This is a genomic window from Enterococcus sp. BWR-S5 (assembly GCF_016745255.1).
In the GTDB taxonomy this organism is placed as follows: Bacteria; Bacillota; Bacilli; order Lactobacillales; family Enterococcaceae; genus Enterococcus_L.
Genome location: NZ_JADOEQ010000008.1, coordinates 117234 through 142840, shown reverse-complemented (window position 1 = coordinate 142840; position 25607 = coordinate 117234). Strand labels below are relative to the sequence as shown.

Genomic DNA, 25607 nt, shown 5'->3' with positions numbered 1-25607 from the left:
CTGAATTTTCCTCCATACAGATTCCCCCTTTTTGATTCCTGTTATCTCTACCTTCAGTCTAGCACCACTGAAGGTTTTACTCAATCAATACCCCTTATGAAAAGCACATTGGATACATTCAGAAAACATGGAAAATATAATGAAAAAAAGCTTCACCATCCAAGAAAAACCTATAAGGCATTCTTGATTGGTAAAGCTCATATATACTCTTTCTATGGATACAATCTGTTTAGCAGACGCGGGAATGGAATAGACTCTCGCACATGTTCAATTCCTGAAAGCCAAGTAACTGTTCGTTCCAAACCTAAGCCGAAGCCGGAATGAGGGACAGACCCGTATTTTCTTAAATCCAGATACCAGGAGTATTCCTTCTCATCAAGTCCATGCTGACGAATCTGCTCCAACAGGAACTCATAATCTGTTGCTCTCTCTGAACCGCCGATAATTTCGCCATAGCCTTCAGGAGCAATCATATCTGCACAAATCACAACATCGTCTCTCGTTGGATGAGGCTTCATGTAGAACGGTTTAATTGCTTTTGGATAGTTCAGGATAAACACAGGCTGTTCAAATGAATTGGCAATAAATGTCTCATGAGGAGAACCAAAATCATCGCCCCACTCAATATCATCAAAGCCATTTTTCTTCAACAACTCAACTGCATCATCATAAGAGATGCGTGGGAATGGTAGTTGCGTGTATTTTTTCAGAAGCTCTTTGTCGCGCTCCAATACATCCAATGCATAGTCACAATTATCAAGAACATTTTGCACAAGGAAGGCAACATATTTTTCCTGAACCTCTAAGCTGTCTTCTTGATGCATGAAAGCCATTTCCGGTTCAATCATCCAAAATTCAATCAAATGACGACGTGTTTTAGATTTTTCGGCACGGAATGTCGGACCAAAAGAAAATACTTTACCGAAGGCCATTGCAGCTGCCTCCATATAAAGCTGCCCACTCTGTGACAAGTACGCCTCTTCATCAAAATAATTCGTATGGAATAGCTCCGTTGTTCCTTCCGGCGCGCTACCTGTAAGGATTGGCGGATCAATTTTCACAAAACCATTGGTATTGAAAAATTCATAGGTGGCACGGATGATTTCATTACGAACTTGCATCACCGCATGTTGTCTTGAAGAACGCAGCCACAAGTGACGATGATCCATTAGAAAATCAGTTCCATGTTCTTTTGGTGTGATTGGGTATTCATGACTCTCCCCAACAACCTCAATCTCAGTAATTCCGATTTCGTAGCCAAATTTTGAACGAGTATCTTCTCTTACTTCACCGGTAATCAGCACTGCTGTTTCCTGATTCAGACCTTTAGCCAGCTGGAAAACCTCTTCCGGCACCTCACTTTTTACTACAATGCCTTGAAAATAAGCTGTTCCATCACGAAGCTGTAAAAATGCAATTTTACCACTTGAGCGCTTATTCGCTACCCAAGCACCGATTTTTACTGTTTCGCCTACATGATTCTTTGAATCAATGATTTGAATTTGTTCCACTATTGTCTCTCCCGTTCCTTCAATTTTTACCAATCCCGAATTAAGTTTGTTCTTAGTTGTTTGCTTGTATCTTCTTATCAATAAACGCAGCGATTCGCTCAATTGCCTGCTCTAATACTGCTAAATCCGATGCATAACTGATACGGATGTGGTCAGCTGAGCCAAAGCCTTCGCCTGTCACTAATGCAACGTATGCTTCGTCAAGTAAATCGTCCACCCAGTCGGTCACATTATCGTAGCCGCATAGAGTTAATGTTTCACGAATATTCGGAAACAGGTAAAAGGCCCCCTGCGGTTTCATCAGCTTAAAGCCCGGTAAGGCTGCTGCTTTCGGATAGATAGTATTCAAACGCGCTTCAAACGCTTGTCGCATCTCCTCAACCGTTTCCTGGCTGCCATTCAAGGCTTCAACCGCCGCATATTGGCTAACCGCTGTTGGATTGCTGGTTGAATGGGAAGCAATATTATTCATTGCACCAATCAGCTCTTCATTGGCAATCGTGTAGCCGATTCTCCAACCTGTCATGGCATAAGACTTAGACACCCCATTGATAATGATTGTCTGCTTGCGTATCTCTTCAGAAATTGTTGCTATCGGTGTAAATGTATTTCCATTATAGACGAGTTGCCCGTAGATATCATCTGATATAATCATGATGTCGTGCTCAACCGCCCAATTTCCAATAGCAGTCAGCTCAGCTTCTGTATAAATCATCCCTGTAGGATTGGATGGTGAATTCAAAATCATGGCTTTCGTCTGCTTCGTACGAGCTGCTTCCAGCTGTTCAACGGTTACCTTGAACTCATTTTCCTGCTTACAAGAAACAAATACAGGTGTCCCTTCAGCCAGCTTTACCTGTTCCCCATAGCTTACCCAATAGGGAACCGGAATAATAACCTCGTCTCCGACATCCAGCATCGCTTGAAACAACAAGTACAAAGAATACTTTGCACCATCTGTGATAATCACATTTTTTGCCTCATAATCCAGTCCATACACTTTACGAATCATTTCGACAACTGCTTCTCTCAGCTGAGGTATCCCGGCTGATGGTGTATAGTAGCTGGCTCTGCCATCCGTGATTGCTTGAATTGCCGCCTCCTGAATATTCTTAGGTGTTGCAAAATCAGGTTCCCCAACAGTCAAATTCAAGACGTCTTTACCTTCACTTTTCAGCTTTTTCGCCTTTGACGATGCCGCCAAAGTAACTGATGGTGATAACTGCTGTGCGCGTTTTGATATTTTCATACTTCCACCCCTCATTTTTGATTTTCCTCTATTTTGCTATAAGCAAAGAACAGCTGCTGAGTTTTATTAAACATTCAGAACTGTATTGACCTCTTCACCGTTTTCAAAAGCAATTAAATAGTAATTCAACGACCCTTCTGCGGTTTTGCAGACAACCTCCCAAACCGCCTTGCCGTCAAAGATACCAAGATTTGACTTTTGAATCGTCGTTTCACCGTATCGTTCTTTTACTACATGATTCGCCTGTCCTTCGCTAAGACCTTCCTCTTTGGCAAAGGTTAGGATATCTCCGCCTTTTTCGGGAATAATGATTACAATCTCTTTCCCAGCCGTATCTTTTCCGGTCAAGCCAAAATAAGTCTCGTCTCGATTATACCAGTAGAAATTATCTACTGTGTCCAATTGCGCATGCTCCTGCGCAATCTTTACCGCTTCCCGCTTTGCCTGAGACATTGAATGGGTCGAACGGATATAAAAAATGCTTAACATAACAATAATAGTCAGCAAAATAGCAACAAGTGCCAGAAGCACTACAACCCTTTTATGTTCTTTCTGTTCTTCTGATATCACAATCACGCTCGTCCTTTCAAAACTTACTGTTTTTCATTATATCAGAAAATAAAATCTTTTTGCTCCAAGAGAGGGAAAATTATCCTTTTTCTTTAAAAAATTCATGGATTGATTGCAGTGTTTCTTCCAAAGGCAAATCTTCTATCGGAAGCTTTTTAGGTAATGCCCGCAACATCCTCTTCCCATACTTCGTTCGAACCAGTCGACGATCCAGCACCAGCAAAACGCCATGATCGTTTTCCGAGCGAATCAGCCGACCCAATGCTTGCCGCAGCCGCATCGAGGCCTTAGGCAGGGCTTCTCCTGTAAAGGAGTTGATGCCTTGCGCTTCAAGATACTCATACTCCGCTTTAACTAATGGACGATTGGGATTTTCAAAGGGTAAACGAGTAACAATCAACAGCTGAAGCGAGTCACCTGGAAGATCTACACCTTCCCAGAAGCTGTCTGCGCCAAGCAAGATGCTGTTTTTACTATGATAAAATCGTTTCAGCAGCTTTTCCCGTGTACCGCTTATTCCCTGCGCCATGACCTCTCTGCCGACATTGAGCATTGGTTGATGCAGCTGATGATACGTCTTCTTCAATACTTCATGAGAGGTAAACAGAACGAGAATAGGTCTGTCCTCTTGCTTTGCTATCTGTTCTACAGTCTGACTGATATACTCCGCAAATTCCGCATCAGACACCTCATGAATAGCCAAAGGTAATTTAGGCACATACAAGCGTGCTGCCTGCTCATAATTATACGGGTCCGGTAAAACCTTGACAGAGAAATCATTGACGCCTAATTTATTCGGTAAATAGTGCCGATTCTTGCCAAACACCAAGGTTCCTCCAGTATAAAGAATGTGCTGATAATTCGGATACCAACTGGCCTTTTTTATGATTCCGGCGCTTAAGTCGTTAACAGCTAACACCGTTAAGCCTTTCTTGTCTGTTCGATACTCCTTGACCCAATGAGCTTCCCATTGATTAACAAAAATATCAAAGCATTCTGCCAATTGAGAAACCTCTGAAAACAACTGAAACAGCTCTGTCAGCTGCATACGTTCGGAAACAGAAAAACTCTCTAGCTGTTGTTGTATTCCTCTACGAACCGATTGCTGAATTTCTTCTAAATCACTCAAGTAGGTCTCCAGTCTCCGAATCAATTTCTCGCCATCCAAGGAGAGCTGATCGAACTGGGTTTTCTGTATCACAGATTCCTGAAGCTGTTCACGCTTATCAATTGTCAAAATTTGTGCCAGTTCATAGGCAAAATCCTTCAAGTCCTCTACGACATCAAGCAAGGTCTGCGAATACATGTTTACATAACGCTTTTCTGTCGGTAGTTTTCCCAGCAATTCCAGGACTTGATCAAACAACTGCCCTTCTTCACGTGCCTGAATGACTTGCTTTTGAAACCCATAAATCGGAATCGTCTGTAAGGCTGTTCGTTTGACTATATCGGGTAAATGGTGCGCCTCATCGATAATCAAGCTCGCCTCTTCTGGCAGCAGTGGCCGCTTTCTAAACGACTCCTGCATTAGAAATGCGTGATTGACAATCAATAGGTTGCTTTGCGCTGCTCTCTTATATAAAAATCGGACAAAATCCTCATGGTATAAAGAATCATCCTTCTTCAAAAGCTCAGTTCCTCGATGAGTCGTGTCTCGCCAAAAAATATGGTTAAAATTGATTAACTGCAGTTCATCGAGATCACCGGTTTCCGTTTCCAATAGCCAGACAAGTACTCTCATTTGATAAAGAGCATACTGTTTTTGTTTGATTGGATTCTTCAAGGTTTCGTTAAAACGTTGCAGATCAAGGTAATGGCGATGACTTTTCAACACCGTTGCCTGCAGCTTTTGCTGCGCAAACTGATTGGTAAAAGGAATGTCCTTCTCATACAGCTGATTTTGAAGCATGATAGATACTGTACTGACAATCACCGGTTTTTTGGGTTCCGCAAAATAACTGCTAGGAAAGAGATAGCCAAAGGTTTTTCCTATTCCGGTTGCTGCTTCGATGAACAAATTTTTTTCTTCACCTGCAGTAAAATGCTTATAGACATCATTCATCATCCGGCTCTGTTCTTTTCGATACGTTAATGCTTCGGCAAAAACCCGTTCCTTTTGTCGTTTCGTTGCAGGATACTGCGCTGTTTCATAAACTGGTGTCTCAAAATAAGTCACTTGCTTTTTCTTCAGTACTAATCCCTCAACGACTTTAAGGTCGTCTCTTAAAGAATCCGGATGCTCCTTCATCTCTTCATAAATTCTGTTCAAATACGTACCTGTTTCCATTCCTAGCTGATCACTTAGCGATAGAATCGTCTTTAGCGACAGTAGTGGCAATGCTCTGATTTTCTTCTCAATTAAAAGAAATACCTCAGCTGTTACCTGTGCGTCACTGTCCGCCTGATGCGGGTTATCATGCACAAGCCCCAAGCTTTCAGATAAATCGCTTAAACGAAAGCTCTTTTCAGTAGGAAAGAATATTTGGGAGAGCTCCACTGTATCAATTCCCGGAATACTCAGCTCGGGAGCGCCACAGCGCTGCAGCTCTTGATTTAAAAAGGAGTAATCAAAATAAATATTATGGGCAACAAATACTGTCTCTGCCAACAAATGATGGATAGTCAAAGCGATATCTTCAAAATACGGCGCTTTCGTCACCTGTTTATTTGTGATTCCTGTCAAATGCTGAATCTGCGGTGAAATACTTTTTCCCGGATTCACATCTGTTGAAAAGCGTGTGACAATCTCGCCATCTTCTATCAGCACACAGCCAAACTGAATAATTCGGTCTACCTGTGGATCAGTCCCGGTGGTTTCTATATCAACGACCGCATATATTGGCTTTTTTTTCATGGTCTCTCCACCTTTCTGCCGTCTTGAAAATTATACTATAAAATACGAATTTTTCACTATCATTTCTCACAAAGCTTGATATTTTTATCTAATCATTTTTTTCATACATAAAAAGCCGCCAACCCCAAACGGAATTGACGACTTTCTTTTTTATTATTTATAATCCTCTTTGGATAGCTGACTTAGCTTTTGCATATACTGATCCATCAACACATAGCCTTCAAGTCTTCTTAATCGATCGACAGAGCATTTGACCTTCTTAGTGAAAAAAGAGGGTCTGCTAGCTGTTCGCTTCATATCATAAAGAAAATCATCCAAACCACTCACGAGACCGGCGCTGCTCAGACGATTACAAATCAATACATCTTCCTTGCGCAGCTTCAGAACCTGTCCCCATGAATAGCTAAGGTATTCAGCTTTTGATATTTGACTTAACAATTCTGTTTGAGAGATGCTCTTCTTCTGATCACGATTCTTCTTCTTGCCGATATTTATACGTTTGCTCATAAAGCGAAGATAAATATCATCTTCAAGATTTTCCATTTCACTTCTCGAGAAATCAGGAATTCTCTTAGGTGCCGAAATTGTATGGCTGTCTGTCATTAGTTTAGAAAAACGCGGCCAATTGCTTGGTGTTCGTTTTCTTGTTTTGTTCTTTGCAAGAACCAGTTTTGACAGCAAAAGCTCCCGAATTTCTTCCTCAGAAATTGTGGATTCTGGTTCTGCCGCTTGCTCTTCCTCAATAGGGGCTTTCTCCAGCTGATTTTCCAAATTCTTTCGACGAAGCTTCTCTGCAGGAGTTTCTTTGACACTTGCAGCAGAGTTATCTTTTTGGTCGTTTGGAGAGACTGTAGCCTCTTCGACTGACGGGATATCTTCTTGGACCGTTTTTGAACTCAGTCCGCTCATCGGCTTTTTTCCAGTTTCTGTTTCCTGTTCCACTGGTTCTGTTGGTTCAATTGTCACGTGTTGAATCTCAATTACGTCTTCTTTTTCTTCCGAGTACTCTCCTTCTATGGTAGGAGCCTCTTCTGTCTTGACCTCAAGCTTTTTCACAGGCTTGTTGGGTTCCTCGGTATTTTCTATCACTAATGGCTGTGCACGTTTTAGATGAATGGTGTGTACACTTCTTGACATTAACGGCTGAGTCTTCGCTTCAAGTCTCGCTTGACCGATTGTTTCACTAAGGTCTCCAATCATTTTACGTAGACGGAACATTTCATTGGAGGTTTCCAGCATTTGTTTCATCACGCTGCTTAATTCAGCAGATTCGATTTCAGTATTTTCTTTTTGAACAAGGGGTTGTGTTTCCTTTTCAACGGCTACGTCTGTCAGCCACTGCTTCAGTTCAACTTTTGCTTCTCTGCTTAAAGGCTCAAAGCTCCCCATCATTAATGTGTAATACATTAGTTCTGTCTCTACATACATGTAGATTTTTTTAACAACTAGCTTATTGAACTCCTCGGCTGCATCCCAGCTATCACAAATAGCATCAAAATAAGCCTCACCTTCAGCAAGATTCTGGTAGTCCTTTGCCAAATTTAACTCACGAATCAGGTAGAAATTGTATGGTGTTTCAACATTATCAGCATAAATTTCTCTACCTAAAAATTCAGGATCGACTGTCTTGCATAGAAAGACAGATTTTTTCTCAACGTCTGACTTTTTACCCCGTTTACTAATTTTTCTCACTTCCTTGAATAGTCTTTATCTTATTTTATAATCATCTTTCAAAAAAGAAAAATACACTTCCTCAATAATTATACCGTTTATAAATAAAAATTGCTCTCAATTTTTTCCAAAAAAACCACTATTTGTGAGTCAACAAAGACTATTTTACCATTTTCCAGGCAAATCGGCAAAGTTACACAAAATATTGTTCGTTTTTCATGATTCCCCAACACCTAGTCAATTCATGATAAAACTAATAGCTGACTCCTTTAAAAGCAGAGAAATAACGATTTTCATCCTATATTTCAAGTCGAAACAGTAAAAAAAATAATTCATTCTTCAATTTTTATCCTATTTTTTTATAAAGAAGACGAACTATCCGAAACATTTGCTTGGCCGCTTTCGGATAGCTCGTCTTCACTTCTTAACGATCATGAACCGTAATTTATACTTTATCCTTTTCCCGTCGAGCAATTGCAGGCAAGATCATGCCCAGCATGATTAAAACAACTGGCGTTAGGATATTTGAAGCTAACTGGAAGAACCAGCCTTGAGGGTCGGCTGCAAAGTCAACCTTAGGTACCATTCCCAATACACAGGCGAAAGCTGTGAACAGGAAGCACCATAAGCCAAAAATGAAGCCTGCTTTGGGATTTTTCATAAACTTGTACTCAGATTGATAGTTTTTATATGCTTTGTTCAACATCATATAGGCAAAGAATACCCATAGATAACGCATTGGCATGACTACTGAATTTAAGTTCGTCAACCATTTGACTAATTCATTCATGTTTTTCAATCCAAACATTGGCAAAGCAATGATGATACTTACTAAAATACCAGTTAACCAATACCCGTTGACCAACGTACCCTTTTTGGTTTTCTTACGAAGAGCGGATGGGACAAAGTCAGGATCAGCATCAGCAAGAAGAATCTTCAACGGCGCATCGATTGAGAAGGCTAACGCAGCAATCTGCCCAGCTCCATTCGTCAATGCATAAATAATCATTAACAGATTTCCTACACCATAATATTCACCGAGAATTTGGAATGCACTGTAGGCACCATTTGCCATTAAGTCTTCCGGAATATTGTTACTTGCAAAAAGCATCCCCATCGCAAACGAGCCTAACACAGCAGATGCTCCTACCATGGCCGCAAGGAAAATCATCCCTTTCGGAAATTCTTTTGCGGGATTCTTTGTTGCATTTACGTATGGAGAAATCTTCTCAGCTCCACCGACAGCAAAAACCAGCATTGACACAGTTGTAAAATAGCTAAAATCAAATTTTGGAATATACGTACTGATTTGCTCCATATGAGGTGTTGCAAATTCAACGGATGAATTGATAGCCGGCGCTCCCACTGCAAAGAGAATGAAAAGCATAGACATCACAAACGTCGCTGTTCCCGCAATTCCGCCGATAACTTTCAGTGTCGCTAATCCTCGCGTAGACAACAGCAGAAATAGAAGAAAGATAATCAGTGATAGAAAAGAAACAGTAGATATGGACATGGTGTTAACCAAATTACCATTCCCTTGAATTGCCCATCCCAGAGCAATCAAAATTGCTTGAGGCTTTTGCGCAAGGTATGGAATATGTACTACCCAATAGGTCCAAGCTGCATAATATGCCAGTCGTTTGGTACTCGTATTTTGAACCCAAGAGCTGACACCTCCGTTACTGTCTTTAAACGTTGAACCTAGTTGACCGACAATCAATGCATACGGAATGAAGTAAAGTACTAAAATCAATATCCATGAAGTCACAACGGATATTCCCTGTTGGGCGTAGTTATTGACGACGTTACCAATTCCCCAAACCATGTTGAAGGCGATTAAGCCAACACTAAACCATCTCAGTTGTTTTTGTTCCATAAAAACACTTCCTTTGATTTAAATAAACGCGTAATGAATAATAGCATTCGTTCTCCCAGAGTCAGTTATTCTGTTTAAACATGCATTTTTCAATAGTATTATCATACTCGTTTTTCCCGCTAACACAATTGTTACTCTTAAATATCTTTTTATTTATTAGCGTTTCGCCATCATTTTCTCTATTTACTCGGAACATCCTAATTTCATGAATAAAAAAAAGCGGATAAACCTTTTATAATCAAGGTTTATCCGACACTAAATTCTCATGACACATTTATTTCTCTCATTTTATTAACATCTGCAAAAAAAACTACTCATCAATCGCTGTTGTTTCTTCAACAAACTGCTGATAGACTTGGGCTGCTGTCATTTTTTCTGTCTCATTACTAAAGGAATAATAGGACGGTTTGTTGTCATACATAATCTCCAGTGTCAGCTGTGCCTGATCAACCGTATCCAATAAATCAATTGGGATATAATAACTATCATCTTCTATCCCATAATAAAACAAGGATGACCCGCAATTTTTACAAAATCCACGTTCTGCCCATTCAGATGATTGATAGCGACCAATCTCCTCTGTTCCTGAAAATAGAATGTTTTGAGAATTTCCGGCATCAATTGATAAAAGCGGACCAGAAGTCCATTGTCTGCACATACTGCAATGACAGGCTGATACAGTCGGCTCGGCTTCCTTGATGGTAAACTGAACCTTTTTACATAAGCAGCTTCCATGATGTTCCATTTTTTCATCCTCCTACTTTTAATTTATTTATCGTACTGTTTACCTCCTCAGACCGCGTGATAGCTGAAATCACCGCAGAGCCTGCGACAGCCGTTTCCTGAATCGCCGCAACCGTTTCTATGCTGATTCCACCGATTGCTACAGAAGGTCTCTTTGCCAGTCTTGCCAATACATCCAATTGTTTTATACCAATTGACGGTTTCGCATCCGACTTGGAGATTGTTCCAAAAACTGGACCAATACCATAGTAACTGATTCCTTTCAGTTGATTCGCCGCAACAATTTCTTCTTTATTGTAACATGAAATACCAACGATTTTTCCGGGAAATAGTCGTAACACTTCCTCTATTGCCTGATCCTCTTGCCCAACGTGAATGCCATCTGCATCAAGTACCAATGCCAGCTCTACATCATCATTGACAATAAAAGGTACGTCATATTTTTGACACAGCTCATAACACTCCGCAGCCAGTACCTTGCGCTGTTCTGCTTCCCCGATACTGCCTGCTCCTTTTTCTCGAAACTGAAAGCAGGTAACTCCGGCTTTCAAGGCCTGTTCAAGCAGCTCCGGTAACGTTCCGCTAACGATATCCTGTGTACCGGCAATAAAATAAACAGGCAAGTAATCCAGCGGACTTCTCATAACTGCTCCACCTTTCTATAGGCCCAGTGGTTTGTTGGTCCATTGCCCAGCCCCACATCGATACTGTCTGAAATCGCAGCTTGAATAAAGGCTTTCCCTGTGTGAACTGCTTCTTGAACAGAAAAACCTTTCGCCAGCTCCGCAGTCACACAGGCCGAAAAAGTACAGCCTGTTCCATGTGTTTTTTTCGTCTGTATTCGTTCAGATGAAAGCCAGTCAATCTCGCCATTGGAAAGAAGCAGCATGTCAGAAGATTCGTTTCCTTCCAAATGGTGCCCACCTTTGACAATAACATTTTTTGCTCCTAAAGCTTGTATCATTTTTCCGGCTTCTATCATATCTTCTTTTGAAGAAATCGACTTCTCAGTCATAACCTCTGCTTCTGGTATATTAGGCGTTACAACAGTTGCAAGCGGCAATAGCTCTTCCATCAATGCCTGTACTGCTGACTCCTTCAATAGTGCATGCCCGCTTTTCGCTACCATGACCGGGTCGATTACCAATGGTCCAAAATTTCCTTGTTTCAAAAATGCTGAAGTCAGGCGAATAATGTCTTCTGTAAAGAGCATCCCCGTTTTCACTGCATTGATTGAAAAATCTTCTTCTATCGCTTTCAGCTGATCGGAAATGGCTGATAAAGGGATATCGTATACGGACTTTACTCCTTGCGTATTTTGGACAGGTAACGCAGTCAAAACCGAAGTACCGAAGACCATCCGTTCTTGAAATGTTTTTAAATCAGCTTGTAAGCCGGCGCCTCCACCACTGTCAAATCCGGCAATCGTCAATGCCTGTATCGTTGAATTCATTAAGCGTTCCTCCTGATTTTTGCAAACTGTTTGATTTTCGCACTATCCAGTTGTGATAAAACGTCTAACAGGTTGTTTCTAAACGTTCCAACTAAAAGCCCCTCTAACTCAGCAGCTGCCAGTTCTCCCGCAATCGCATACCCGCAATTGGCAACCACAACCGCCTCAAGGCAGGGCTTCTTATCCGCAGCTAAAAATGCGCCGCAAACACAGGAGAGCAGACAGCCGGCACCAGTCATTGAAGTAAATGCAGAAGTACCATTTTCAACAAAATAAGTCGTTTGACCATCTGTAATAATATCGGTCTCGCCGCTTACAGATACTAAGGTTTGAAATTTCTGTGCTGTCATTTCTGCCGCAGCAACAATATCCCCTGAGCCTGCTCCTGCGTCTACTCCCTTACTTTGCCACTCGATTTCTGCCAATGCCGCAATTTCTCCGGCATTCCCACGAATTAAAGTCGGCTGAACATCATGAAGCAGTCGGACAATTTCCCGTTTTCTAAAGCCTGTAGCACCTACACCGACAGGGTCAATCACAACCGGCTTTCCCAGCTCGTTTGCACGTCTTCCTACTAAGCGCATCGCGTCAAGCTGTTCATTGGATAAGGTCCCGGTATTCAGTACCGTTGCAGCAGCAAGAGCAGCAACCTCTGTCATCTCTTCCGGAGCACTGGACATGAATGGCGAAGCGCCGATAGCAAGCAGTCCATTTGCAGAATCATTCGCTACGACGATATTCGTGATATTGTGAATTAACGGATTTTGCTTTCTTATTTCATCAATTAAATAATATGGATACATGCGCTGTCCTCCCATGTTTCCTGTACATAGGCCATCTCCCAAAATTTCCATTCCTGGTAGCTGCTAATTAAAAAGCCCTGCAGCATTGACTGCCGTTCCTCTGTTGCCACGGACTCTGCCAAGCGGTCCGTCAGCTCTCTTTGTCTGTCAACCCCTTCCCTATATCCTTCACTATCATAGGTTTCAATCCAGCGCTGATATAGCGGATGTGAGGAACCGCTTTCTATCAAATGCTCACCAATTTCCTGATAAAGCCAGTAGCAGGGTAACAGTGCTGCCGCTGTTCGTGCCGTGCTTCCTGAAAGCAGCTCGCTATACATGTGTGTCGTGTAGTGATATGCAGTAGGAGCAATTGGTGCTGAGGCTATCTCCTCATCTGTAATTCCCAACTCTTTGAAAAAACCTTCCCTTACAGCTATCTCTGCCTCTTCCAGTCCTGTCACTCCTGCTAGAAAAAGCTGTTTTTCTTCTTCTTGCTTTGCCAGCTCAGCTGCCTTTTGATGAATCTTGGCAAACTGCTCCAAATAGTATCTGTCCTGTAGAAGATAATAACGAAAAACCTCCGGTGCCAATGTTCCAGCCTGCAGCTCTTGGATGAAGCGATGTCTTTTACTTTTTTCCCACAACTCTTCTGCTGCAGCTCTTGCTTCAGTTGTAAAACGCATGATGTTCCTCCTCATAATTTTTTGAGAAGAAAGCCGAAAAAACAGAAAAAGACTCTTCAAATAGGTAAGTGAACCATTTTGAAGAGTCTGAAATATCTATTCTATTCCTTAGACTACTTCCCTACGCGAGTCTCAACTCACAGGTTCAAAGGGTCCGTTCAAGTGAACATCTCAGTCATAATGACTCCCCTAGTATGTCTAACAGTATATCACAGAACAATTAAATAAAACAATTTGATTTCTTCAGCAGGCATCCTTTCCAAAGTTAAGTCGACTGCCTAATAAAAACAAGGCACCCTATCATTTAGAAACGTTTATGATGCTGAATCCTCAATAATACGTATAGCTAAAGCTATTTTTTCTCACATTCAATCTACGGAATCTTCTTCTCTGACTGCAATAATTTCTGCCTTAATTTCCTTACGCTTCATTTGCATGACATAGACCAGACCAATTAAAAATGGCAGTACAAAACTGCTAAAGCGATAGAGTAGCAGTGAAGACACTGCATCTACCGTACCGACTAATGGCTTAAATAAGAGCAGATAAACAAATTCAAAAGAGCCGATACCCGCAGGAGTAGGAATCACACCTGCTAATACAATTGAAAAACTGGTAAATGACAATACTTGCAGCAAATCAATCGCGCTGTGCTGTTCTACTAATGCTACATACGGAATCAGCAGCCAGACAAATACCTTTGCGATATTCCATAATAAAATACGCAGCAATGCAGAACGGTCCTTGATGATTGCCTGAACAGTATCTCTCAAAGAGTAAATTTGGAGATTACACGTATCTACCCAATCTCTCAGCTTTTGCTTTTTGAGAATTTTATCCGCCCAAACAGTTAGCATAACCTGTAGACGAATACTGACAGACAAAGCAAGAATGGCAAAAATAATCAAGAACGTAATAATCATCCCAGCCAAAATAAATGGAATCATTTTTGGTGAGCTTTCGTACAGCTCGCCGAATTGAGTCACCAGCCCAAGAACGGCCCAAAAAACCACTGCAAGCTTGTACATAATCATATGGAGAGCCGTCACGCCCATCCCTTGAGAAACCGCGAGCCCCTTTTTACGATAAAAAAGAACCTCCGAGACCAACGTCCCAGTCCCAAACGACACGACTCGATAAAATGCAACATAACAGGATGCAAAGAACCCATCGGTCATCGTAAATTTCGGCTGAAAGCTTTTGACAATTTCCTGGATCGACTGGCCTTCAACAAACTGATAAACCACACCAAGAATAACGACCATCGCAGCAACCACTATACTAGTCTTCGCCAACTGGGCAATAATATCGCTTAATGAATTATCCACCACATAGAAGACTACACCAATCATAACCGCCATCAGCAGAATGTTTAGAAAAATCTTCAATTTCGGTTTGTTTTTCATTCCTTCTCCCCTTAATGATAATAATTAGTGAAATAAAAATAGAGACTACCACAGAAGACAATGCTACCAAAAATAAATGCAACATAGAACTTCGGTTTTCTTGTTTTATGACGAAACAGGCGCTGACCAATCAAGCCGGCAGGTCCGCCGCCAAGAATGCCAACCAGCAGAATCTGACTTTCCGGAATCCGCCATCCGCCTTTTTTCGCCTGCCTTTTATCGTAATACATAATAACTAACGTATACAAGTTAATACCGATTAGATAAATCCAGAATAGTTCGTTTAAACGTTCGGTTATCATAATTTTCTCGCTTTCATTTGATTTTCGGAGAATCATAGAAAATCAGTCGGTTAATCAGCATCTTGCGGAGCAAAAACTGAAAGCCCTCTTTTGACCATTACCAGCTCTACCGGCAAATCATCACATGGATCTCCGTCCACCCTAGTTCCTACTTTTTCACTCTTCCTATTCTTAATCGTAACATGAGCACCTGTTAAATACTCGATATCCGGTAATTCGTTGACCTTCCCCATCATCACTTTGGGAAGATAAAAAATTAGCCGAAATGAATTGATATGAGGCAAAATAATTAGATGAAACAACCCATCATCCGGTTTTGCCAATGCATCAAAATTACGATACCCGCCAACAGAATTCGTCATCAGCAGTGCGACAAGCTGCGTCTTTCCCTGCCAATGTTTATCGTCGATTGTTATGTCTAAATTATAGTGTTTTTTCTTCAAAAGCAGCTTGAAAAAATTTCTAATAAAGATTAGTTTACCATATTTTTGCTTTTCTTTTTGGGTAATTCTTGCCGCTGTGTCTGCCAATATACCAATGGTCATTGTACTGACTATACTATGTTCGCCAATCAATCCATAATCAATCCCTTTGGTATGACCGGCGAGAATAATATCTGCTGCTTTTTCAAAATCAGTTGGAATGTTTAACGCTTGAGCCACATTATTAACCGTTCCTCCCGGCAATATCCCCACAGTCAGCTTTGGCAAGTCGTCTTTAAACGCAGCCGTCATTCGATTAATCGTTCCGTCTCCACCGATAATAATTAGACTATCTATCTTTTTGTCTCTTGCTGCTTCCACTGCTTGTTGGTCATCAATATCTGGTCCAATTTCTTGAAGATAGCAGGTCAAATCACTGTCTTTTTCTTCCGCATAGTTCTTGAAGCGTTCAGCGATTTCCTGTCCCTCATCATTTCCAGAGGTACCATTAAATAAAATCATGAATTTTTTCATACAATCGCTCCCTGTCAGAAAAAGTCAGGCCGGAGCATGCCAAATCAGTCCGCTCCAGCCTCAATATTTTGAATTATTTTGCGTTTAGCTCTGCAATTTTTACAATTACATCTGTTGCCTTTTCCATAGCCTGTAACGAAACGAACTCAAAACGACCATGCATATTTTCGCCTCCGGCAAAAATATTAGGTGTCGGTGTGCCTAAATAAGAGATTTTAGACCCGTCTGTTCCGCCACGAATAGGTTCGATTAAAGGCTTGATAGATAACTCGAGCATGGCATTTTTCGCCAGCTCAACAATACTCATATCCTTCTCAATAATTTCCTTCATATTATAATATTGATCGATCATCTCCACAGCAATTCGCTCTTGATCAAAGACCTCATTCATTTTTTCTTGAATGGCTGTAATCAACTCTTTTCGTTCCTCGAATTTTTGTCGATTATGGTCTCTGATAATATAGGTAGCAGAAGCTTCCTCAGGTGTGCCAGTTAGTGAGAACAGATGGAAAAACCCTTCATAGCCATCTGTTTTTTCAGGAACCTCATCTGCCGGCAGCATGTTATGAAAATCAATCGCCAACTGCAGCGCATTAATCATCGTATTTTTTGCAGTACCTGGGTGGACATTCTTACCGTAGAAAGTGATTTCAGCCTGAGCAGCATTAAAGGTTTCATACTGTAATTCGCCAACAGGACCGCCATCCATGGTATAAGCAAAATCAACGTCAAACTGTTCTACATCGAATTTATCTGCACCAACACCAATTTCTTCATCCGGTCCAAAGGCAACACGAATCGTTCCATGCTTAATAGACGGATTCTTAATCAAGATTTCCATAGCCGTCATAATCTCAGCAATCCCCGACTTATCATCGGCACCAAGCAAGGTTGTACCGTCTGTTGTAATCAAGGTTTGACCCGCATAATTTTTTAAATTTGGGAAATCCTTTGTATTTAATGTATATTTTCCTTCTTTATCCAGCTTAATTGTTGATTCTCCATCATAGTGTTCAACAATCTGCGGGTTAACGTTTTCCGCATTAAAATCTGCTGTATCCATATGAGCGATAAAGCCAATTGTACGTACTGTTTTTTCTGTGTTTGCCGGTAAAGTAGCTATCACAAAGCCGTTACTTTCATTATAAAAAACATCGGACATTCCTAGCTCTTCCAATTCCTTTTTCAAGGTATGGGCAAAGGCGATTTGCGTCTCAGTTGAAGGGGTTGTTGTACTTTTCGGATTTGACCGAGTTTCTGTTTTTACATAGCGTAAGAATCGAGGTAATAAATTTTCGTACATCTTAATTGCTCCTATCTAAATTTAAATGGATTCGTATTTATTTCAGACTGTATAAACGATACATCCCAATTATAGTCTTTTTTCCATTGATTGAATAGCTTGACCAACTCAGGCATGCATAATTCCTCGATATGGTGTCCAGGATCAATCACGGTCAGCCCTTCTGCTTCCATGTCGTGGGCTGTATGATAATAGACATCTCCGGTAATATAGACATCTACTTGCTTAGCCAATGCATCCTTATAGAATTTTTCACCGCTGCCGCCGCATATTGCTACACGCTTAATCTCCTTCTCTTCGTCCACTGCCACTAAGCGTAGACCTTCTAAAGAAAATGTTTTTTTGATTGTCTCAACGAACTGAGAAAGCGGCACTGGTTTATCCAACTCTCCAACTCGTCCTAAACCATAATTCTTTTTTAGGTTATCAATTGTATAAAGATCAAAAGCGGGCTCTTCATAAGGGTGCACTTCATACATTGCAGCGAGCACTTGCTCCTCTATCGTTTCAGGAAAAATCACTTCAATTTTGGCTTCCTGTACACATTCTTCCTTGTTTAACTCGCCGATTGTGGGATTCGCTCCGCCAACTGGCGTAAAGCGTCCGGTACCAATTAATGAATAGCTGGTATTTACATAATCCCCCTGTGTACCGGCACCTGCCTGTCCCAATGCAGTCCTCATTTCTGCTGCATGGTCTACTGGTACAAAAACAGCCAACTTCTTATAAGGAACAGTGTGTGTTTTAGTCAAATAAGTCGTATGCTGAATACCTAAATGCTCGCAAAACCAATCATTTAAGCCATTATCAATGATGTCTAAATTGGTATGTGCAGCAAATACTGCAATATCATTCTTAAGAAGGTCCGCATACATTTTTGTCTGAGGCTGATCCGTGTCGAGCCTTTTGGCAGGACGAAAAATTGGCGGATGCTTAGCAATGATTAAATCAACCTGCTTTTCAATTGCCTCTGCAACTACTTCCGGGCGAACATCCAATGTCACCATGATTGTCTTCATTTCCTTGTTCAGTGTTCCGATGTGAAGCCCTACCGGATCGCCTTCTTCAGCAAGCCACTGAGGGCAGTAGCTCTCAAATTTTTCAATAAAGGTGCGTCCAGTAATACTCATGGTTTTAGAACCTCCTCAATCGCCTTAATTTCCTTTTCCAAATCGGCAATTTTCTCTTGCTGATTCACTTTTGATTTCTTCAGCTGTTCCACCACATTTTTTCGCTGATTGATTTCTCGCTGCCATTTTTTAATAAATACAGCGCCCTTTTTTTGAAGCAGAAGTGGACCAAACATCAGCTCTTCTTCACTATAGTTTGCTACAGCTTCTTTCTTTTCTGCACAAATAATTTCATAGATTTTTTGATTTTCTTCCAAAATATCTTCTGCCAAAATAGTATAGCCTTGGGCTGTCAGCCATTGTCTTAACACCTGTTCTCCGACATTAGGCTGAAGAATCAGCACCTCTTGCCCATTCAAATGCCCTGTGACACGCCCTTTTTCAAGGATGTCACGAATCAAGGTACCGCCCATCCCGCAGATAGAGACTGCATTGATATGATCCTCCGCAAGAACTGCATCCAGACCATCCGCCAAACGAACGATGATTTTTTCACTTAATCCATTTTTTCTTACTTGCTTTTCAGCAGATTGGAACGGTCCCTGAACAACCTCTCCCGCAACTGCAAATTCTATTTTTCCCTGCAGCATAAGTGCCACTGGTAAATAAGCGTGGTCAGATCCAATATCAGCTAAACGACTACCAAACGGTACCAGCTCGCCTGCACGCTCCAAACGTTTCGATAATTGATTTTCATTCATGTCTTGATTCCTCCACTGCATATTATAACATTCAAAAATAGTAAGTAAAATATTCTGCGGGCTTTCTTATCTATAAAAAATGAGCGTGAGGCCTCTTTTGCCTCACGCTCACTTTATCACTCAGTCTATTATTACTGACCGATTGCTAATACTGTATCTATTTTCTTATTTTTCAGTCTTTCTTTGCCGCTTAATAAGTATACCCGAAGCAACTAATACAACGACAATTCCAGCGTATACCCACAAATTATTAACCAGTGAGTTCAAGTTGGCCAGTCTTCCACCTGGCTTCCGTGTTGGTGTTTTCGGCGTTTGTGGTGTTTCAGGAATCTTATCATTCACGTAGCTGCCTAAGTCAATTTGAGTTGGCTTACCTGCAGCTTCATTTGATACAGTAAAGGAAACTACTTTATCGCTTAACTGATAACCACTTGGCGCGTTGATTTCTTTTAATTCATAGCTGCCAGGTGTTAGGTTATTAAGAACCACTTTCCCTTCAGCATCTGATACATAGCTCTTCATTTCTTTACCGGTGTTGTCATACAGCATGAATTCAGCTCCGGATAAGGTTTGATTATTGTCATCAACTTTCAACAACTGTGCCTTACCGGTGTAGTTGACAAACTGACCATTGAACAGTCCGCCATTCTCTGTTGTCGGTTTTCCAGTTATTTCTTTACTAATCGTAAATGACAATGGCTCTGTGTTTACCATGTAACCGTCAGGTGCTTCATCCTCTACAAGCGTGTAAGTTCCCGGTGCCAATCCTCCGCCTGCAATTAAGCCCTTTTCATTTGCAGAAAGCTCAGTCACTGAGTTACCCATTATATCCGTTACTGTCTGTTTTTCACCGGCTTGATTTTCAATATGGAAAATACCGCCAGTCAATAGCTTGCCATCCTCGTTCACTTTCTTGATAGCGAATTTTCCCTTGTAGTTATTGATGTCCCCTAAAGGTATCTCAATACTTTCAGGTTTACCGGCTTGATTTTCTACTGTAAAGAAAATTGGCGTTGTATCTAGGATATAGCCATCCGGTGCTTTCGTTTCCACTAACTGGAAGGTGCCAGCCGCAGTCCCAGAAGCATAAACTCTTCCGTTTTCATCGGATGTTAATTTGTTACTTTCAGTAATTTCGTTGCCATTCGCGTCGTAAATTTGCTGTGTTTCATCTAAAGGTGAACCATCTTCATTCAAGACAACGAACTCTGCACCGGCAAGTCCTCTATCGGGGGCATTGGAATCCCCGTCCAGTTTATACGCAACAATGGAAATTTGGTAATTCGGCACGGTTACCGGATCTACCACCGGCTCTGTTTCTGAATCGCTGTTAATCACAAAGTATATCGGCTGTGTATTGATGATGTAGCCAATTGGTGCTTTTGTTTCTACAATCTTATAGCTTCCGGGACGCAGATTACTGATGTCGATTTGACCATCCTTATCAACGGTAACTACTCGTTCAACGACCTCTTCATTTTGATCATTTGCCCGATATATCGTAAATTCTGCACCAGCGATTGTTTGAGCCGCTTCTCCTTCTTTCGTTAAGGAAATCTTTCCTTTGAAGTTTTGGAACTCGCCTAAATTCAGTACTTCCGGTTCTCCATCTGCTGATTCAGGAACGGTGAAGAACACGGGATAATCGTTAATGACATAATCCTGACCGTTTTCATCAACGGGTGCTTTTGTTTCCTTGAAGTAATATCTTCCAGGTGCCAATTCATCAATCTTTACCTTACCATCTGCATCGGAGGTAATTCCTGCTTTTATCAGCTGATTATTTTCATCGTAAACAGAAAATTCTGCGCCAGCCAAGTGTTCTCCTTGACCATTTACCTTAGTCAGCTCGGCACTGCCTTTGTAGTTTATTGCTTCACCGACAGTAACCAATGGAAGCTCGCCATTATTGCTTTCAGGAATCGTAAATGAATAGGTTTGCGTATTCAATATATAACCATCAGGAGCTGCTGCTTCCTTGAAGTAATAAGTTCCCGGTGCCAGCTTATCAATTTTGACTGTGCCATCGGCTCCGGAAGTCAGCGGAGCTTGATTGATTTTTACATCATTGGAATCATACACATCGAATGACGCACCACTTAAGCCAGTGCCATCCTTATCTGTCTTCACAAGAGCCGCAGCGCCTTGGTAGTTTACCGCTGTTCCCGCATCAACTATCACAGGCTCTCCAGATGCTTCAGAATCAATGGTGAATGGGTATTCCTGTTGATTCAAAATGTACCCGCCTGGTGCTTTAATTTCAACAAACTTGTAATTGCCCGGAGCAAGATTTTTTGCCGTCACAACTCCTGAACTGTCTGAGACTAACGGCGCTGCGTTCACTACTTTTCCGGAAGCATCAACGACATTAAATTGAGCATTCGCCAAAACCTGTCCATCTACGGATTCCTTCAACAGTTTTGCTGAGCCTTGATAGTTTGTCATGTCTAAATCAACTTCAGGTATTTGGTTTTCCGCATTTTTTGAAACAGGGAAGTTGATTGGTGTTGCATCTAATAAGTAGCCCGCAGGTGCTTTAGTCTCAATCAAGCGATACTCACCAGGCAGCAGTCCTTCAATTTCTAAGATTCCCTGTGCATTCGTCACAAAGGTACTATTTGCTGAAGCAGGTTGCCAAACACCATTGAAATTCTGTTCTAATCGAAACTCTGCCCCAGCCAAAAGTGTACCATCCGGTCCTGTTTTTGTTAAATAGACTTTAGATGTCTCATTAATCACATCTAATGGTTGTGCAGCTTCTTTACTGGTTTCCTGAGAAATCGTAATTTTTCTTCCGGAAACAAGGTCATCCGGAATCGTATAGCCTGGCAACGTACTGGTTTCAATCAACAGATATTGCCCTAATTTCAAATTACCAAACGTAATATGGCCACTTGCGTCCACATCACCTTCACGAAGCAATTGCGTCTTGTCCAAATTCCAAAGCTCAAAATGTACGCCCGGCATAACTACTTGATCCTCTGTTATTTTTTCCAGAGTAATCTTACCCTTAGTCCCTGATGCGCTACCTGAACTATGGTCAATTTCTACTGTCACATCACTGTCGCCATTATCATCAACCTCTTCGGATCCTGTTCCGGTAATCGATACTTGGTTACTTACCTTGTCTGTACTTCCCGATGCCGAAGAGCTGATTAATGACCGATATTCCATAACATAGGCCGTATTGATTTCATTTAAAAATGTTACTTTCAGCTCCTGGTCTCCGGTTGCGTTATCCGTTGTGACTGCTACCGTGTAATCGACCCCTTCTATCAACACCTTGCTATGATCGACAGTTACTGTTCCATCAGCTGCAATCGTCGTTCCATATAGCTTCACTGACTCTTGATCGACGATTTGATTATTAGATGGTTTGTCAGTCACAACAACATCGCTTAACGTAGACAAACTAGGATTGATTGTTACATCCCATAGTACATAATTAGGATCAGTCGGATCCTGCTTCCCGCTTTTCTGAACATGAGAACCTCCGTTTTTAATTGAGACTTCTCCGACGATATCTCTGCTGACACCATCATTGACATAAGTTGCAGTATTTTCATAAGTCTTCGCTTCATTGACCACCTTATCTGTCAATGATGTTTCAAATTCAATATAATAGGTTTTTTGATTATTTGGAAATTGAATGAATAATGTATTATTATTTTCATTCGGCTGTTTAACCGTAACCATTTGATCGTTAATCGGTGTGTCACTTTCCTTTGTCACTGTACCATCAGCATGTGTCACACCATAATAAATCTTCAGAGAATTAGGAACATATTCTTGATTCCCTGTAATCGGATCAGTCAATGTAGCATCATGCAACTGATTTTGACTGAGATTCGTCTGAATGGTCCAAGTAATCGTTTTTGATTGTGCATTATATGCTCCGCTTTTACCTGCATTATATGAAAACTCCGGCTTAGGTTCAAAATCCTTATCATCCGTCGAAGTATGCGGATCGTTGTTTTCATCGGTCCATGAAGCAGTTCCCTTATTATAGAAATGATCTTTAGCCGGATCACGAGGGTCAATCACACTTATATCAAACTTGGTTGTATAATCGATTGTAAATGATTCAGTTGTTTGAGCATAATCACCAATAAATTTGATATCAAAACCATAATCACTGCTGCCGTCATAATTATTGACAACTAGTTCATAATCTTTTCCCAGCTCCAAAACCTTTCCAGAAGAGGAAGTGATTTTCAGTTCATAACCGCCGCTTACTCCTTCATCAGGTCGAGCCAACGCCATACCGGGAACCGGATCAAATTCATCCTTAACAGTCAGATTATTCATTGTATAATGATTTCTGTTAATAACTAAACGCCAAGTAGCTGTGGAATTCGTATAGTCAACTGAGCGCATCGTTTTAATGATATTTTGCTGTGTGGCATTACCACCACCTGTACTACTTTCACCATCATCAACAGTCACTTTGTTGTCAACTGGAGTGGTACCTGTAACAACTCCATTGACTTGGGTTTTATATGTGATTTTGTATGCCCCATCAATACCATCTGCAAACTTGATTACAAACCCAGGTCCATTAGGATTTGGTTCAATGGTATAAGCAGAAGCAGGGAGTGGATCTTGTTGAACTTCCTTCCCGTCGGCAGTAAAGGTAATTGGATAAATGACTAATGAGTCTTGGATAAGTTCCATATTATCACTCATTGTGTCTGTAATAACTGCATCCTCTTTAGCAATATCCTTTTCACCATAATTGTATTTAATCGTCCAACTAAACTGCTGATTTGCTGAATCGTAACCACTTCTGTCTTTTTCCAACAGCTTGCCATAGTCCGCTGTAACCGTTGCTTCAGCCGGAATTTTGGTTGGGTCTTTGTCATCAGATAGGTCCGCATGATTTTTTAAGGGAACTGAACCGCCGCCATTTGGTATCGTAGAATCATCGATATCTGTCACATACTCTACACGATAGGCATCGGAGGTATCTCCAAGAATCGTCACATTACCGTTGGCATCCACAGTATACTGATCAGGCGTTAATGCTTCTCCTACAGACTTAACAGTCCCATCTAGGTTCATAACCAATTTATATACTTTTATTGAATCCTTATCTAACGTCACCCCATTTGGCCAAGTTTCTGTTACGGTTGGATTTTCGAGCTCATTCATTGCTTGATTGATATCAACCGTCCAAGTAACGCTATCCGGATTTGGCGTTTTATCCATTTTACCGGCCTTTGAAATAGAGGTATCGGTTGTTGGTTTGACAACAACATCAACTGGAGGTAAATTGTCTTCCGCCGGAAAAGTAATTGTCTTGTCGCCCGGCGTAGTAATAACGTTTGGATTGAATTTCGTATCGAAATCAAAGCTGCCGTTAATATCAAACTCATCCGTTACATTCTCATTAAAGAGCATTGTAACCTTTCCATTTTCATCTACCGTATACGTACCGTAAACCGTTCCATCTGCATTTTTCAACTCTCCACTATGAGGAGTAGCAACTACTTCATCAGGAAGCTGGAAGGTAAAATAATCATTGGGCTGAATTTTATCACGGATTTCTTCCGGAATTGACCAGCTATAATGAATATTAACATTGGCATCGGCTGGGATTGAACCAGTCAGCTCATTCCCATCACTGTCATAATAAGTTACTTTGGCATCGGAAATGATTGTACCGTTTCCACCGTCAAAATAAGTTCGAATATCTGTTCCGCCTTCTGCTCTTACTTGCTTTTCCGGAACTGAGGAGGAATTCTGTGTACTCTGTTCTGTACTCGCTTCGCTTTCTTGTGAAGAGCTGTTGGACTCAATAACTGTACTACTATCCTGTGTATCACTGCTTTGGACAGCTTCTGAACTGGAGCTGCTGGTATCTTCTTGAATTGGAAGAGTTGTAGAAACTGTTTGTCCTTCTCCATTTAAAATAAAAGAAGAATCCGCTCCTACAGATTGTCGATCAATTGAAAAAGTAAGACTGAAATCTCCTTGTGTCTGGGCAGGAATAGCAAGCTGAACACCATTTTCCGTTACTGAAACAGGAGCTACTACACTTCCCGATGTCGAACTGCTTTGTGCAACTAGCTTCGCTGCTATTCCTACAGTTAGCTGTTTGTTCACTGGTGCATCTTGACTATTGTTTGCTCGACCATCTAGCTTCACATCAATTGTGCTTTCTGTTTCACCGACTACCGTTAGGCTTGATAATGTCAGCTCATTCTCAGCTTTTACCAATTCCTGTGCAATAGCCGGTAAAGGTGCCAGATACTGCAGGAAAATAAGTACAGCCATTAGACTGTATATCAGTTTTTTATTCATTTGATATTCCTCCCCTATGATTCCTCCCCCTTACTTTACAAAAAAGATAAATTTTTTGGAAATATATTGCTTCTGAATACAGACATTCTTGTTTTTTTGTCGCAATC

General features: G+C 41.2%; 18 protein-coding genes and 1 riboswitch. All 18 genes read right to left on the bottom strand.

Annotated elements, in window-relative coordinates:
* Positions 1-212: 212 nt before the first annotated feature.
* On the bottom strand, positions 213-1511 hold the full coding sequence (gene asnS / locus IW510_RS11070; RefSeq protein WP_202059582.1) for an asparagine--tRNA ligase: 1299 nt from the start codon (positions 1509-1511) through the stop codon (positions 213-215).
* Positions 1512-1563: 52 nt separating this feature from the next.
* Complete coding sequence (locus tag IW510_RS11065) at positions 1564-2760, bottom strand: pyridoxal phosphate-dependent aminotransferase (RefSeq protein WP_202059580.1); 1197 nt, start codon at positions 2758-2760, stop codon at positions 1564-1566.
* Positions 2761-2826: 66 nt separating this feature from the next.
* Positions 2827-3336: a cell wall elongation regulator TseB-like domain-containing protein gene (locus tag IW510_RS11060; RefSeq protein ID WP_202059578.1), complete on the bottom strand. Its 510-nt coding sequence runs from the start codon at positions 3334-3336 to the stop codon at positions 2827-2829.
* A 73-nt stretch (positions 3337-3409) separates the two neighbouring features.
* Positions 3410-6184 carry a helicase C-terminal domain-containing protein gene (locus IW510_RS11055; RefSeq protein ID WP_202059576.1) on the bottom strand — a complete coding sequence of 925 codons (2775 nt, stop codon included), beginning with the start codon at positions 6182-6184 and terminating at the stop codon, positions 3410-3412.
* Positions 6185-6337: 153 nt separating this feature from the next.
* On the bottom strand, positions 6338-7876 hold the full coding sequence (locus IW510_RS11050) for a hypothetical protein (protein ID WP_202059574.1): 1539 nt from the start codon (positions 7874-7876) through the stop codon (positions 6338-6340).
* A gap of 424 nt (positions 7877-8300) precedes the next feature.
* A complete protein-coding gene (locus IW510_RS11045; RefSeq protein ID WP_202059572.1) occupies positions 8301-9734 on the bottom strand; it encodes an amino acid permease in 1434 nt (477 codons plus the stop codon).
* Positions 9735-10044: 310 nt separating this feature from the next.
* A complete protein-coding gene (locus tag IW510_RS11040) occupies positions 10045-10479 on the bottom strand; it encodes a GFA family protein (protein ID WP_202059570.1) in 435 nt (144 codons plus the stop codon).
* Positions 10480-10483: 4 nt separating this feature from the next.
* Positions 10484-11122, bottom strand: a complete 639-nt coding sequence (thiE, locus tag IW510_RS11035; RefSeq protein WP_202059568.1) for a thiamine phosphate synthase — start codon at positions 11120-11122, stop codon at positions 10484-10486.
* Positions 11119-11931 (bottom strand): bifunctional hydroxymethylpyrimidine kinase/phosphomethylpyrimidine kinase, encoded by an 813-nt coding sequence (thiD, locus tag IW510_RS11030; protein ID WP_202059566.1) that lies wholly within the window; start codon positions 11929-11931, stop codon positions 11119-11121. The genes thiE and thiD overlap by 4 nt, the downstream gene beginning before the upstream one ends.
* Entirely contained in the window at positions 11931-12734 is an 804-nt protein-coding gene (thiM, locus tag IW510_RS11025; RefSeq protein WP_202059564.1) for a hydroxyethylthiazole kinase, read from the bottom strand. Before thiM ends, thiD begins: the two co-directional genes overlap by 1 nt.
* Positions 12716-13399, bottom strand: a complete 684-nt coding sequence (tenA, locus tag IW510_RS11020) for a thiaminase II (RefSeq protein WP_202059562.1) — start codon at positions 13397-13399, stop codon at positions 12716-12718. The genes thiM and tenA overlap by 19 nt, the downstream gene beginning before the upstream one ends.
* A 101-nt stretch (positions 13400-13500) precedes the next feature.
* A riboswitch (TPP riboswitch) is annotated at positions 13501-13600 on the bottom strand.
* Positions 13601-13767: 167 nt separating this feature from the next.
* The gene (locus tag IW510_RS11015) at positions 13768-14805 is read right to left on the bottom strand and encodes a lysylphosphatidylglycerol synthase transmembrane domain-containing protein (RefSeq protein ID WP_202059560.1); all 1038 of its coding nucleotides are present in this window, start codon (positions 14803-14805) and stop codon (positions 13768-13770) included.
* Positions 14806-14816: 11 nt separating this feature from the next.
* On the bottom strand, positions 14817-15107 hold the full coding sequence (locus IW510_RS11010) for a DUF1294 domain-containing protein (protein WP_202059558.1): 291 nt from the start codon (positions 15105-15107) through the stop codon (positions 14817-14819).
* Between the two features lie 50 nt (positions 15108-15157).
* Positions 15158-16063 (bottom strand): diacylglycerol/lipid kinase family protein, encoded by a 906-nt coding sequence (locus IW510_RS11005; RefSeq protein ID WP_202059556.1) that lies wholly within the window; start codon positions 16061-16063, stop codon positions 15158-15160.
* 73 nt (positions 16064-16136) lie between these two features.
* Positions 16137-17366, bottom strand: coding sequence for a peptidase T (gene pepT, locus IW510_RS11000; RefSeq protein ID WP_202059554.1), 1230 nt, complete (start codon positions 17364-17366; stop codon positions 16137-16139).
* Positions 17367-17377: 11 nt separating this feature from the next.
* Positions 17378-18496, bottom strand: coding sequence for a Nif3-like dinuclear metal center hexameric protein (locus IW510_RS10995; protein ID WP_202059552.1), 1119 nt, complete (start codon positions 18494-18496; stop codon positions 17378-17380).
* Positions 18493-19197 (bottom strand): tRNA (adenine(22)-N(1))-methyltransferase, encoded by a 705-nt coding sequence (locus tag IW510_RS10990; RefSeq protein ID WP_202059550.1) that lies wholly within the window; start codon positions 19195-19197, stop codon positions 18493-18495. Before IW510_RS10990 ends, IW510_RS10995 begins: the two co-directional genes overlap by 4 nt.
* Positions 19198-19362: 165 nt before the next feature.
* A complete protein-coding gene (locus IW510_RS10985) occupies positions 19363-25500 on the bottom strand; it encodes a SpaA isopeptide-forming pilin-related protein (RefSeq protein WP_202059548.1) in 6138 nt (2045 codons plus the stop codon).
* Between the last annotated feature and the right edge of the window lie 107 nt (positions 25501-25607).

Excerpts from the sequence above, each read along its gene's own strand:
- IW510_RS10985 (WP_202059548.1), bottom strand. The coding sequence starts at position 25,500 with ATGAATAAAAAACTGATATACAGTCTAATGGCTGTACTTATTTTCCTG.
- IW510_RS11040 (WP_202059570.1), bottom strand. The coding sequence starts at position 10,479 with ATGGAACATCATGGAAGCTGCTTATGTAAAAAGGTTCAGTTTACCATC.
- IW510_RS11010 (WP_202059558.1), bottom strand. The coding sequence starts at position 15,107 with ATGATAACCGAACGTTTAAACGAACTATTCTGGATTTATCTAATCGGT.
- IW510_RS11065 (WP_202059580.1), bottom strand. The coding sequence starts at position 2,760 with ATGAAAATATCAAAACGCGCACAGCAGTTATCACCATCAGTTACTTTG.
- IW510_RS10990 (WP_202059550.1), bottom strand. The coding sequence starts at position 19,197 with ATGAATGAAAATCAATTATCGAAACGTTTGGAGCGTGCAGGCGAGCTG.
- thiD (WP_202059566.1), bottom strand. The coding sequence starts at position 11,931 with ATGAATTCAACGATACAGGCATTGACGATTGCCGGATTTGACAGTGGT.
- IW510_RS11045 (WP_202059572.1), bottom strand. The coding sequence starts at position 9,734 with ATGGAACAAAAACAACTGAGATGGTTTAGTGTTGGCTTAATCGCCTTC.
- IW510_RS11005 (WP_202059556.1), bottom strand. The coding sequence starts at position 16,063 with ATGAAAAAATTCATGATTTTATTTAATGGTACCTCTGGAAATGATGAG.
- IW510_RS10995 (WP_202059552.1), bottom strand. The coding sequence starts at position 18,496 with ATGAGTATTACTGGACGCACCTTTATTGAAAAATTTGAGAGCTACTGC.
- thiE (WP_202059568.1), bottom strand. The coding sequence starts at position 11,122 with ATGAGAAGTCCGCTGGATTACTTGCCTGTTTATTTTATTGCCGGTACA.
- IW510_RS11055 (WP_202059576.1), bottom strand. The coding sequence starts at position 6,184 with ATGAAAAAAAAGCCAATATATGCGGTCGTTGATATAGAAACCACCGGG.
- thiM (WP_202059564.1), bottom strand. The coding sequence starts at position 12,734 with ATGTATCCATATTATTTAATTGATGAAATAAGAAAGCAAAATCCGTTA.
- IW510_RS11015 (WP_202059560.1), bottom strand. The coding sequence starts at position 14,805 with ATGAAAAACAAACCGAAATTGAAGATTTTTCTAAACATTCTGCTGATG.
- pepT (WP_202059554.1), bottom strand. The coding sequence starts at position 17,366 with ATGTACGAAAATTTATTACCTCGATTCTTACGCTATGTAAAAACAGAA.
- tenA (WP_202059562.1), bottom strand. The coding sequence starts at position 13,399 with ATGCGTTTTACAACTGAAGCAAGAGCTGCAGCAGAAGAGTTGTGGGAA.